Origin of the sequence: Bifidobacterium sp. WK041_4_12 (assembly GCF_041080795.1) — a bacterium.
Classification (GTDB): Bacteria; Actinomycetota; Actinomycetes; order Actinomycetales; family Bifidobacteriaceae; genus Bombiscardovia; species Bombiscardovia aquikefiricola.
The window spans coordinates 1963876-1976502 of record NZ_CP129674.1 but is presented as its reverse complement, the minus strand read 5'-3'; the positions used below and the strand labels follow the sequence as shown (position 1 = coordinate 1976502).

At 53.1% G+C, this 12627-nt stretch carries 11 protein-coding genes; 4 read left to right on the top strand and 7 right to left on the bottom strand.

Features of this window, described 5'->3' with window-relative positions:
- Window positions 1–100 precede the first annotated feature (100 nt).
- The 6 genes from QN215_RS08340 to QN215_RS08315 all read right to left on the bottom strand — a co-directional run bounded on the left by QN215_RS08340 (window position 101) and on the right by QN215_RS08315 (window position 7384).
- The gene (locus QN215_RS08340; RefSeq protein ID WP_369343852.1) at window positions 101–1651 is read right to left on the bottom strand and encodes an MFS transporter; all 1551 of its coding nucleotides are present in this window, start codon (window positions 1649–1651) and stop codon (window positions 101–103) included.
- Entirely contained in the window at window positions 1648–2292 is a 645-nt protein-coding gene (locus QN215_RS08335) for an ArsR family transcriptional regulator (RefSeq protein WP_369343851.1), read from the bottom strand. Before QN215_RS08335 ends, QN215_RS08340 begins: the two co-directional genes overlap by 4 nt.
- A gap of 153 nt (window positions 2293–2445) precedes the next feature.
- Complete coding sequence (locus QN215_RS08330) at window positions 2446–3684, bottom strand: MalY/PatB family protein (RefSeq protein ID WP_369343850.1); 1239 nt, start codon at window positions 3682–3684, stop codon at window positions 2446–2448.
- A gap of 145 nt (window positions 3685–3829) precedes the next feature.
- A complete protein-coding gene (locus QN215_RS08325; RefSeq protein WP_369343849.1) occupies window positions 3830–4777 on the bottom strand; it encodes a LysR family transcriptional regulator in 948 nt (315 codons plus the stop codon).
- A gap of 63 nt (window positions 4778–4840) precedes the next feature.
- Window positions 4841–6202 carry an MFS transporter gene (locus QN215_RS08320; RefSeq protein WP_369343848.1) on the bottom strand — a complete coding sequence of 454 codons (1362 nt, stop codon included), beginning with the start codon at window positions 6200–6202 and terminating at the stop codon, window positions 4841–4843.
- Between the two features lie 261 nt (window positions 6203–6463).
- Window positions 6464–7384 carry an SDR family oxidoreductase gene (locus QN215_RS08315; protein ID WP_369343847.1) on the bottom strand — a complete coding sequence of 307 codons (921 nt, stop codon included), beginning with the start codon at window positions 7382–7384 and terminating at the stop codon, window positions 6464–6466.
- A 357-nt stretch (window positions 7385–7741) separates the two neighbouring features.
- Here QN215_RS08315 and QN215_RS08310 point away from each other — a divergent pair, with 357 nt between their 5' ends.
- The 3 genes from QN215_RS08310 to QN215_RS08300 all read left to right on the top strand — a co-directional run bounded on the left by QN215_RS08310 (window position 7742) and on the right by QN215_RS08300 (window position 10179).
- A complete protein-coding gene (locus tag QN215_RS08310; RefSeq protein WP_369343846.1) occupies window positions 7742–8038 on the top strand; it encodes an N-6 DNA methylase in 297 nt (98 codons plus the stop codon).
- A 311-nt stretch (window positions 8039–8349) separates the two neighbouring features.
- A complete protein-coding gene (locus QN215_RS08305; RefSeq protein WP_369343845.1) occupies window positions 8350–9243 on the top strand; it encodes a hypothetical protein in 894 nt (297 codons plus the stop codon).
- A gap of 102 nt (window positions 9244–9345) precedes the next feature.
- On the top strand, window positions 9346–10179 hold the full coding sequence (locus QN215_RS08300; protein WP_369343844.1) for a YaaA family protein: 834 nt from the start codon (window positions 9346–9348) through the stop codon (window positions 10177–10179).
- Window positions 10180–10260: 81 nt separating this feature from the next.
- On the opposite strand, the gene QN215_RS08295 is transcribed toward QN215_RS08300, so the two are convergent.
- Window positions 10261–11292, bottom strand: coding sequence for a LacI family DNA-binding transcriptional regulator (locus QN215_RS08295; RefSeq protein WP_369343843.1), 1032 nt, complete (start codon window positions 11290–11292; stop codon window positions 10261–10263).
- Window positions 11293–11587: 295 nt separating this feature from the next.
- On the opposite strand from QN215_RS08295, the gene QN215_RS08290 reads away from it, so the two are divergent.
- A complete protein-coding gene (locus tag QN215_RS08290) occupies window positions 11588–12622 on the top strand; it encodes a substrate-binding domain-containing protein (RefSeq protein ID WP_369343842.1) in 1035 nt (344 codons plus the stop codon).
- Window positions 12623–12627: the final 5 nt, after the last annotated feature.

The following is a 12627-nucleotide window of genomic DNA, read 5'->3' as shown; positions in this document are numbered from 1 at the left end:
ACGTCATGATGGTTTACGTCAGGCCTTGATGGGAAACATGATAAGGGCAGTCACTGGTTACGGTGGCTGTCCTTTTCAATGCATGCCACGATGCTGAATGTCACGATTCGTCTGTGCCTATATTGTTTGTAACACTGTTGTTTGTGACTCTGCTGTCTGCAACTTCGGCTGTGGCGGTTTGAGCGTCCTCCGCGATATCCGCGACCAGCGCACCCCGCTCCGGCCGCTCGATATGGTGCAGCGCAGGAATGAAGACGGGCAGCAGCGTCATGACAAGATATGTGGAACCAAGAATTGCGAGCGTCAGATTCAGACCAAGAAGATGAGAAGAGAAGCCACCGATAAGCGACCCTAGCGGCATCAGACCCCAGATCATCGCACTGGTGAGAGAAATAACCTTGCCTCGCGCCTTGACTGGGATTCTTTCATACATGACTGCTCCGAAGATCGGGTTGAGAAACCCTGAACCAAAGCCGCCTATGGCAATGACGGTCAGAATCACCGGCATCGGTGCGTTCAGGGCCATCACCAGATATCGAGGGAAGCCGACGAGCAGATATCCGATGACCATAACGGGGAAGCGAGGCAGACGCTCTGCGATGATGGTCGCAATGGTGCTGCCGACGAGCGCCGGAAGCGAAAGAGACGCGAAGAGCAAACCCAGTGAAGCTGAGCCATGATGCTGGTTGAGCACCCAGGCCGGAGCGAGCACATCGGTCCAGGCGACATCAAGCATATTGGTGACCGCTGGAATGAGGGCATAGCCAAGAAGCACGGGAACGGCGATCAATACCTTCCACCCATCGCCAATATTGCGTATATACGCACGAATATGCAGACCAAGCTGATGAGGCAGAGTCATGGAATGCGTCTGTTCTGCCCGACTGTTGGCTGGCTGGTCTGGAGACTTCATGTGTCGGCTTTGCATGGCAGAAGATGCGTCATCGGTTTCGTCTGCTTGCGCTGTCTTTTTCAAGGATGCGACGATTGAACTGTCAGCAAGCAACGCAGGACGAACAATGAAGCCAATCATGCCTGCTCCGCATAACAGCGCCAGAGAGGTGAAGGCCAAAGCGTATGGCCCGCCGATGAGACCAACGATCACACCGCCGAGCGCCGAACCAATCGTGCCAGCCAGATGGCTTGTGGTGCTTGCAAGACCGGTGATTCTTTCCATGGCCTGCTTGCTGAAGGCAGCGATGCTTGGCGAGAGAATGTCTTTTGCATTATTGGAAGGGCCTCGCATGGTGCCGACTACGGCAACCACGCCAATCAGCAGTGGAATCGAGAACAAGTGCGCAAACCACATCACCGGCACCAGTGCGATGAATGCGGCGCTGATGCAATCGCATGTCACTGATATGCGCGTTGGACCGAGCTTGTCGATCAATGGACCGCACAGCAGATTGGCAACGACGAGCATCCCAAGCTGAACTGCGCTGACAATGCCAGTTGCAACGGTATTATGTGTCAGATTCAACACCATCCATGGCACGGCAAGGCTGCTGAGCGTACTGCCAAACAGTGAGACGATATCCGAGCACAGCCAGGCACCCAGCACCATGTAGCGGTGATCGATGTGCGGATGCTGCCACGACCACGAGATGCCATTGGTCAGTCGATGGGTCTTGTTGCTGATTGATTCTTTCATTTCAGCAAGTCCTGAGCTATGGGGAAGAGGTGGAATTGCATCGCTACTGCTTTCCTCTGTGGATCGGATGCTTGCTGTGCAGTCTGCTTCATGCCCGGCTGAATCAGCGGGTGCTTCTGCATGGCGGCAAGGAGAATGCCCTGCACCTGTTTGGCGATGTCATTCGCCTCGTGCGCCGTGAGCATCATTGCGTAGTCGCTCATGGTCGTGGCTTCCTGCCATGTCGAATCCATCGTGCGCCAATCACTTGCTGCTTGCAATATCTGGCGGGTTGTTTCAGCTGCCGCAACCTGCATGAAGGCACCTGCAGCATCGAGCTTGTTCTCGACATCAGCCGAATCTGGCGAGGGATCCTCGATGGTGGTGTAAAGCTGCTTGGCTTTCCAAAATAACTTGCGGCCAGAAGAAAGCTCCGTGTCTCTTTCAATGAAGCCATATTTGGCAAGGATGCGTAAATGATAGCTTGTCGAACCGGTGTTGAGCTTGGTCATGCGGGCAAGATCGGTTGCGGTGGCTGACCCGTTGATTCTCAATAAGCCCAAGAGACGCAAACGAATCGGATGGGTGAGCGCCCTCAACTGCTCTGGAGTGGGAGTCGAAGTCTTCGTTGCGGTGTTTCCCAAATCTTCTGATGATTTCATATATGCAAAGATACCTCTGCAAAGAAAAATATGCAAATATATGTTTGTATAAATGCTTTGGCAGTAATGATCGATGCTGTGAACGGCATGCGAGCAATGAAAATGCCTCTTCCCGGGCACGGGAAGAGGCAGGAGTGAGCAGAACTGGCTTGCTTAGATGATTCCGTCTGCATGGAGCGCGTTGAACATGCGGTTGAAGCACTCTTCGAGCAGTGGATAGGGCATCGCAAAGTTCATGCGAACGCAGCCTGCACCAACCGTGCCACATTCACGGCCGTCGGTAAGAGCTACATTGGCCTTCTTGAGGAAGTAGCTGGCTGGGTCATCCAGATGCAAGGGTGAGAAGTCAAGCCAAGCGATGTAGGTGCCTTCGGGCTTGATGTATCCCACATGCGAGAATCTGGTGCTCATTTCCGTGTTGACCAGAGCGATGTTGCGCTGAATGTAGTGCAGAACGCCTTCGAACCATGCGGCACCACCTTCGTAGGCGGCGGTTGTCGCTATGGCGCCGATGGTTGCGGTCTGGTGTTCTGACCATTGCGCGCGCTGCATCCACATCTCATAATCGTTCGGATTGGTGAGAATGACCTGTGCACACTTGGTGCCCGGAATGTTGAAGGACTTCGAGGCGGATGTCGAGGTGAAAGCCTGCATCGCTGTCTGCCCGTTGATGGAGGCGAAGGGCACGTGCCTGTTCTGGCCGTATGCGAAGGGTGCGTGAATTTCATCGGAGAAGATGCGGACGTCATATTTTGCTGCCAAATCCGAGAGCTTCAGCATTTCGTCGCGCGTGAGCACCTTGCCGATCGGGTTATGCGGATTGCATAGAACGAAAGCGTGGCAGCCATCTGCAAAGGCTTGTTCGATGGCGTCGAAATCGAATGACCATGCGCCTTCGGTCACGGTTTCAGTCGCCTCGCGAATCATCGGAATCTCAAGCAGCTTCACACCATAGAGCTGAGGGACGCTGAGAAACGGCATGTAAGCAGGCGTGGGGACGACTACGGAATTGCCGGATCCGACTATCTCACGGAGGAAGATTTCGAAAGCTTCCAGCACGTCGGGCACCGGTCGGATGCAGGCGGGGTTCACATCCCAGCCGTAACGCTGCTGCCATGCGGCACACGAGCTTGCAACCCTTTTCTTCCACGGATCGGGAATGTAGCCCAGACGGTTATGGTCTGATGCCTCCTTGATTGCATTGGTAACGCATGGAGCCAGGCCATAGTCCATCTCGGCGATGAATGCACCAATGCAGCCTGCATATCTGGTCCACTTATCGGAACCTACGTTTTGCAGTTCTTCCATGGTTGTGGCGTCGATCTTCGCAGAGTCGAAATCTGTCAAGGACTGTTGGGTGAGTTGGGAATGATCGATGGTTTCTGTTCTCATGAGTCCCATTGTCGTCAAGCGTTGCGCATCGCTCAACGCTCTGGCTCATCGATATGGTAATCGTGTTCATAAGCTTGCTTATCGAATGGCTCACAATGATGCTATCTGCCTGGCTAGGTGAAACTGCCTAGTTTGGTGAATCTGCCTATTTCGGTGAAACGGTCGGACTGAGATATTTCGATGCCGTGCGCTTCAGTTCCTTGATCATCGGCTCTAGAGCAGGGCGGTGATCGTCCTTTCGCGTCACGATGCCGATTTCGCGGTATGCGAATTCATCCTGAAGCGGGCATGCTTGCAAATCCGGTTGAAGATTGATATGTATGTCAAGTTCGGGGACCAGTGATACCCCCATGCCCACCTCAACGAGGTTCTGCGTTGCCCAATAATCGTCTGTTTCATGGCGAATGTCTGGTTTGAAGCCTGAGCGAGATGCCAGTTTCACGAGATTGGCCCGGCAGGTTTCGCATCCTGCTATCCAACGCTCGTCTTGCGCGACGGATAGGTTGATCGCCTGCCGATTGTTGCGATAGTTCTTCGCTATCGGGTTTTCGCTGCGAACGAGCAGTCGCATCGGATCGAATCCCAATGAATCGAAGCTAAGATCATCGTTGATGTCAAGAAAATTGGGGATTGCACGATAACGGAATACCACTGCTGCATCGACTTTTCCGTGCGATATCTGGTCGAGAGCTTCCGGGGGTTCGAGCTGAATCAGACTGAGCTCGATATTCGTGAACAGGCTCAGATTGGCTATCGAACGTGCAGCAATGGTCGAGCAGATCGAAGGGGGAGCAACAAGATGGAGATGCGTGAAATGCTGCTGCCGATAATCCTTGACTTCACGCGATGCCGATTCCAGACGCTCGGATATCGCCTCGCCGTATCGAGCCAGCATCGTTCCCGTTGCCGTGAGTTCAACGCCATGCGATGTTCGCATGACAAGCTTTGCATTGGTCTGCGCCTCAAGCTTCTTGATCTGCTGGCTGATGGCAGGCTGTGACCATCCAAGCGCCTTTGCCGTTGCAGAGAATGAGTTGTATTGCTCGATATGCCATAGCGTGACCAATGACTGAGGATTCAACGATGCGTTCATGTTCTGTCTCCTTCATGTGCCCAGCTAGGTCGTCGATGTTGAAACAATCCTATTGCTGTATTGTCACTTGCCGATGAAACGGGGAATGAAGCGTTGCATCATGAAGGCGCCGATCAGACCGATACAGCCCATCAGGACTGCTGCGGACCAGAGACCGGATAGCGCTGTCATGCCCGAGATGGCGAGTGGACCGGCAGCCGAGCCTGAATCCGTAGACATCCTCCAGCCGCTGAGAAAACTTGGCATGTTGTTAGGCGCATAGCGCGCCGCCAAATCTGCTCCCAGCGTCATGACGATGCCACTGCCGAGTCCATTGGCAACCGATATCAGAATCGCAACGCAGACATAGGCCCATTCCACCCTGGCCAACGGCATGAGAAGGTGCCCCAGACTTATTCCTACCAGCACTGGAACTGCAGCCCAGCGACGGCCGAAGCGGTCCATGATCTGGCCGGATGTATAGAAGAGCGAGAGATCCACGGCACCGGCGACGCCCATGATGAGGGCTATATGTGGTGCAGAGATGTTGAGTTGGACACCCCAGAGTGGCAGAATGACCTGGCGAGATGCGCGCATCATCTGCAATATGCCAGCCGCAGTGCCCATGCGGCATAGGATGGAGCCATATCTGATCACGGGGAAGCGCATCAGCCTGCGCATCATGGCAGATACCCTTGTGGTGTCCGTATCGGGCTCGGAGTTTCCGCTTTCGATGATGCCTTGTGGTGTGACGTGTGAAAGAGCGATGTGGCCTGCGTCATGAGCATTCGTCTTCTCGACACGTGCACCGCTCCTGTTCCGTTCAGCACGAGCCTTGTTGGCGGACAGCAGCTTTTCGGGGTCGGGAGTGACCTGAAGGATGACCAGAACGGTCAGGCAAGCCACGACGTGAATCCAATACACGCTACGTGATCCCGCCAAGGCGATGACCGGTGAAGCAAGGAACGGCCCTACGAAATAGCCGATTCGCGTCGTACCGCCCAACATCGACATGGCCCGCGCCCGGTACCAAGGCGGAGTCCAGGCCGTGAGAAATGCATGTCGTGCAAGATTGAATGTGGCGGATGCAATGCCGATAACCAGCACGCCTGCCGCCAGAACGACCAGATTCGGGGCATGCCAGCAGAAAATTGCAGAGACGATGGCAAGTATTGCAGCGATGCGCATGGCAACGGTCTCACCCCATTTGTTGACGATGAAGCCGCTGGACACATCGCCAAGCACCACTCCAATCATCAGGAGTCCAGATATGATGCCTGCGGTTGCAAGATTGGCTCCCAACGCCTTGGCAGTAAGGGGAACGATGGGGATAAGAGATCCCTCTCCGGTTGCAAATACGATGGCAGGCATGTAAACCGGTACGAAAAGATGGTGAAGAAAATCCGTCTGTTCTGCATGTGTCTTCTCGCTGGTTGCCTGTGCCATGCTTCTCATTAACCTCCAATGTGATCGTTAATGTGATCGGTAATCTGGACGCTGCAGAAAATGCTTGGCACGCGCCGTGCAGTGTCTCCCAGCTGACGCATTGCGCACAATCGACATTTCCCGCTGCATCGCAGTATAGCCGTTGCGTTGCCGCTTTCAACGGGAACGCAACGGAAACTGGATGTTGTTCACCATCAACGTGATTGAGTGCCCGAGGCGTGGCGTCCTCAACAGTGTTGAGACAGTGCATGAGGTGGTGTGTTAAAAAATGGGCTCTCCTCCGGTCACTGCCAACACGGTTCCGCTCACAAACGATGCTTCGACATTGTTCGCAAGAAAGACCATGGCACCTGCCAGCTCGGACGGTTGTCCTGCTCTGCCAAGAGGCGTATTCTTTCCGAAATCCTCGACCTTGTCCGCAGGCATTGTCGACGTGATAAGCGGTGTCCAGATTGGACCAGGTGCCACGGCATTCACGCGGATTCCTCGAGGGCCGAGCTGCTGGGCGAGATTGGCCGTAAAGTTGGTGAGCGCCGCCTTGGTTGCAGCATAGTCAACCAGGTTTGCGGAAGGATCGTACGCCTGGATCGAAGTGACGTTGATGATGCTCGAGCCTGCGTTGAGGTGGTTGAGTGCCTGCTGGGTCACATAGAAAGTTCCCAGGAGATTGGTGGCGAAGATGTTTCGCATTTCCTCGCCCTTGAGATCTGCAAAGCCTTGAGGTCGTCGCCCTTGCTGCGTGCCGGCATCGTTGACAAGGATGTCCAAGCCGCCCAATGCCTCGGCTGCATCGTCCACAAGCTTGCGGGCCTTGGCTTCGTCGCGTATGTCGGTCTCGAAGATCTTGCATTCGCCCTTGCCGCCGATGTCGATGATTTCTCGGGTTCTCTGTGCATCCTCGATTTCTGATGGAAGGTAGGAAATCGCGACATGCGCGCCTTCGCGTGCAAACGCTACGGCCGTCGCCCTGCCAATGCCCGAATCGCCGCCGGTAATCAACGCGCGCTTGCCTTCCAGACGGTTCAAACCCTTCCAGCTGGACTCTCCATGATCGGGTTCCGGTGTCATTGCAGCTGTCGTGCCGGGCGCATTCTGTGCCTGTTGAGGAAACCTCTGCTTGCTGAGTTCTTCGCCTGTCATATTCGTCGACTGAGTATTGTCGTTTGTGTTCGTTCCTGTCATTGCTTTCCCCTCTTGATATGTCGATGTCTGCGCCGGTGCTGTCCGTTGCATCAATGATGTCCGTTGCTTCAGTGCTGTCCGCTGTATCAGTGATTGTTGCGCCGATGCCTGTGTGCATTAATCATGCGCATTAATGATTGTTGTTTCGGTGCCCATCATGCAGATGTTCATTGTGCAGATGTCTCATTGGCCCCGTGTTCGTTACAGCGGCGTTGATTACAGCGGTGTCGGCAACGTTGATCATTGTTCGATAGCAACAGCCGACCAGTGTTCAGGATGAACGTCTGCATAACATCGTGCGTTCAAGCTTAGAAAATGAATGGCAGCAGTTCAAACACATACGCTGATAACAAAGGTGTGTCTTGTTGTCCTGCGCCTGAATACCAGTATTATGAGCAATCTGACATCGACAAAATCATCGAAACCTATCGTAATCGCGTTGACGTTGACAAATACGCTCACGTTGCCACGCTCAAAGAAATCGAAGACAACGATTTCAATCTCAACATTCCCCGCTACGTCGATACCTTTGAAGCAGAGCCACCCATCGATATCGATGGAGTGAACAGACAACTCAAACAAGACAATGCCGAAATTGCTGATTTGGAAGCCAAAATCAACGAGCAATTGAGAATCCTTGGCGTTGAGGTGTAAAACGCTGTTAAGTGATGCAGAAATTGTGAAAGCAGACGCAAATGTGCGCAATCGTAAGAGACGTACACTGACGGCATGTGAGAAGGGGAAAGACAACGCCTAGAGAAGTTGCTCCAACAAACAAGGTATCAGACATCAGAATGAATTCAGAAGCAAGAGGAGTCCGACCATCTGGTTTACTGTTTTCCATGGTTGCGATGGCCGTCATTTCGGCATTGGTCGGGGCAGGAACATCGTTTTCTCCGTTATATGTTTCCATTTGGGGCGGGCAGATGCTGCACCCGAATTGTCCTGCGATTGGGAGTCGACCTTTGCAAACAGGGGAGAACGGTCTCTGTGTCACAGCACCGTCATGGTTTCTTGCGGTGAGCGTGGCCTGCATATGCTGTGTGGTTCTGATCGCCATCGCATTCACGCATACGGCTGAAAGCTTGCGACGGTTGAATCAGATTGGGAATTCTGCCAAGGAGCATGACGGCCGGTTCGCTTATGTCGATAAGGTCAACACTTTCTGCGTCGTTCTCTCATGCATCGCAGTAGCCGCACTAGTGGTAGTCTCTGGCGAGTTTGTCTTGATGGTCGTTGTTGTGGTCTGGTGGTTGTTGGCCTTCGTGACGGTACGAGTCATAAGGCTGATGGGGGCTTTCACTCAAGCCTGGGCATATGGCCTGCTGATCGGTTTCGCATCCGTATCGTTTACACAACTCAGTCTGATCGGCTCGATTTCCATCTCTGGGGGATTCGTTGGGGCAATCATATGTTCGGTTGCGACCTTTGCGCTGCAGCGCATGCACACAGGATTTACCGAAACGAGGATTGCCGATGACTCCTCGGCTGCGTTGCCTGTGAGCCGTTGGAAAGAGCGCATTCCGAAAGGCATGATTGCACAGTTCTTCGTCGTTCTGATGGGGTACCTGTCTTGCTCACAATATTCGACGTTTCGAATGAGAGGTATGAAGTTGTGCCCGGCTTTTTCTTCAAATTCTAATGGAGGCCTGATTGACAGTTGCATCGATCAGAGGCTGATGAGCGTGATTATATGGATGGCGCTGGCTGGACTGTTGTTAAGTGCCTTCGCTGCGGTTGTCTCGGCAATTACTGCGGCACTGAGGTTGCCAAGAGTGACAAGGTTGTTGATGGTCATGAGCTCAGCATGCGTTGGCTTGGCATTGGTAATATCGTTTTCCACAGCCGACAGGATATGACAGGTTATAAGGGCATCAACGGAGAGAGCTGCAGCGGTGGCCTGTCCCTCATAGTGCTCTGCACGGGCTCATGACGATCCGAGCTGTCGGTAGAATGGCGGGGTGCATATTTTACTTCCACCTTCTGAGGGCAAGTGCTTTCCTGAAGCTGGGCCTGTGCTGGAATTGCAGAACTTGTCGTTCCCGGAGCTTACCGAGGCTCGGCGTCGCGTGCTCGAGGTCTTGATTGACGTATCGAAGCGGGATGATGCTGCGAAGATTCTCAAGGTGGGCAAGCGTATCATATCCGAGGTCGAGGCACAGCGTGACATCCTTCGCATGCCCTGTGCTCCCGCCTGGAAGGTTTACAACGGTGTGCTCTATCAGGCTGCACAGTTGCGCAGCAATGATGACGTGATGATCTTCTCAGGCTTGTTCGGTCTGACCTCGGCTCATGACCTCATTCCTGGGTATCGACTGTCGATGAACATTGCCCTGCCTGGAATCGGCAGTCTCACGTCATTCTGGCGACGTGAATTGGCGAAGACGGACTTGAGCCGCTCGGCTTTCCACAGAGAGCGTCAACTATCTGCCATGAAGGGCACAAGCGAAAGCTTGGAAACCACAGAAGCCACGAAAACCACGAAAATCACAGAAACCACGGTTGACATGCGTTCCGGAGCGTATCAGGTCACGGCTCCACAGGGTCAGTCGTGGGATCTGCGTGTTGTGGATTCGCGAGGCAAGGTCATCACTCATGCGGCGAAGCATTACCGAGGGCTACTGACACGAGCACTGCTCGATGCGCAGCAATCCGAGCAGTCAGATGTAGCAAGCGATTCAGCAGAAATTGGAAATGCCAAAGCCAGCATCGACGTGGCACAGGTGGCTCGCAGCTTGGGTACGATCCGTGTCGCTCATGATGGCAGGCATCATCACATCACTCTCAGCATCTGAGAAGTATTCCACTCCACTCGGGCTGTTTCGCAACACAGCAGATCATTCAAGATCGGAGCTTTCACAATCAAGGTGTTCGTCTTAGGCTGATTCCCTGACAATGAGCTTGGGCATCAGCGCTATCTGGGAATACGTACGCGCCGAAGGATTGTGGGAGAGAGCAATCAGTCTCACGGCTTCCTCGGCAATTCTGGCAACCGGATGTGCAATGGTCGTGAGAGATGGTTCGCTGAGTCGGCCATAGAGGGTGTCATCAAAGCCCGTAACCATGATGTCATTGGGAACGGAGAGCCTCTTCGCACGAAGAAAGTCCAAGACACCAAGCGCGATGAGATCATTTGCGCAGACAATTGCATCAGGCATCGATTCGTTTCGCGCTCGCGAAGATTCGAAGATCTGCTTTGTCGCCTCACGCCCCCAGTCGACGCTGTAGTCATTGAGCAGCTGCCATTCGGGTCTGACAGAAAGACCGTGACTGAGCGCCTGCTCGTTGAAGTTGTTCAATCGGTTGTGAGCCGAGGAATTGTTGATTGACGAGCCTATGAAGGCAAGCGTGTTCACACCTTGCTCAGCCAGATGATTGACTATCAGCTTCATGGCTTTGGTATCATCGATGCCAATCCAGTCAGAATCTTCCATGTCGACACGCTGATCGACCTGTACCAGTGGGATCTGTGACACCATCTGGCAGGCTTCCAGACTCTGTTTCTCGTCACACGGGACGATGATGATGCCGCTTACGTTTCTTGCAAGCAGACTGACGATGCGTTCACGCTCAAGCTTGGGATCCATATGAGAGGCACAGAGCAGCATTTCTTGGTTCGAAGCGTTGATTGCATGCTCTAGCTCTTCGGCGAGAGAGGCAAAAAACGGATTGCTGATCTGTGGCACTATCACACCGATGGTGTCCGATCTGTCCCGTCGAAGTGCGCGAGCGGCGAAATTGCCTCGGTAATGCAGTTCGTTCACTGCCTTACGCACGGCCTGCTGCGTGGCATCGTTCTTAGTGCGCTTTCCTGACAGTATTCTCGACACCGTTGCCGTGGACACATGTGAGCGTTTGGCCACATCAATCAGTGATGGAGCATTCTCGCCTGAACAATCAGTCATCATTCCTCGTCGTCATGTTTGAACTGCACTGCGCCCATTATATAAACCATGGCGGTTTATAAACAATGACGCTTGAGCATGGTAATCGATTACAAAACATCTTACACTTATTTTCACCAATTACACGACTATCAAATAATATCTCAGAAATTTAGCCGAAACTCGTAAGAAATATTCTACTGATTTTATGTAATCGATTACAGGATATTGGTACAGCCTTCACTCAGTTGTTTGCCCATTACCTGTTTTCAAGAAGTCTTCGACCATCCACGAAGTTTTCATCCAGGGGGAAAGAATCATGATAAAGGGCAAAGCTGTATTTGCCATTGCAGTGTCTGCTGCAATGCTTCTGAGTTTTAGCGCATGCGGCGATGGCGGTTCGTCATCCGCAGATTCGGCAACCGGCAGCGGTTCCGCTTCATCAATGAAGCGTCCACAACCAACCAACGTTCCCAAGGCTTGCACAGTCAATGGGAAAACGCTGACCTTGGGCGTCGTCAGCATCGATGAACAAACGGCGTTCTTCAATCAGTTGAATACCGGGATCAAGGATGTCGCGACGATTGCTGGGGCAAAGATTAACTTTGTGTCGGGCAAGGACGATGCAGCGACACAGGTCACAGGAATCGAAAACCTGATGTCTTCGAAAGTCAGTGCACTAATCGTAGACCCGTATGACATGAATGCTTTGGTTCCTGCCTTCAAGAGCGCAAAGAGCGCTGGAATTCCAGTGGTATCCGTAGATGGACAGGTTGCGGATGCCAGTTCCTACGACGCGCAGGTAGGTACGGCCAATAAGGAAGGCGGTGCCGAACTGGCAAGTCACATGCTGAAGCTTTCAGGCGGCAAGGGTGCCGTAGGCATCGTCGGAGCGCTCAACAGCACGATTCAGATTCAACGGCAGCAAGGATTCGAAGATGCCGTGAAAGCCGGCGGCATGACGATCTCCACAGTTGTCGATGGACAGAATCAGGCTGACAAAGCGCAGACGGCCGCCGAGAATCTGCTTACTGCAAACCCCAATCCCAAATATATCTATGCGACGGGCGAGCCTGCCCTCAATGGTGCAATTGCCGCTGTGAAAAGCCAGGGACGACAGAATGACGTGCAGATTGTGGGATGGGATCTATCTCAGACCTCCGCATCAGGATTGACCGCAGGATTCGTCAAAGCGGTCGTGCAGCAGAATTCCTTCGGCTTCGGCCAGGAATCAGCGAAGGCAGCTATCAATCTGGCTTGTGGCAAGACGGTGAAGAAGGATATTTCAGTTCCCATCAACATTGTCACTGCCGAAAATCTGAAGAAATATTCCTACTTCCTTAAGGAATCATGAGGTTC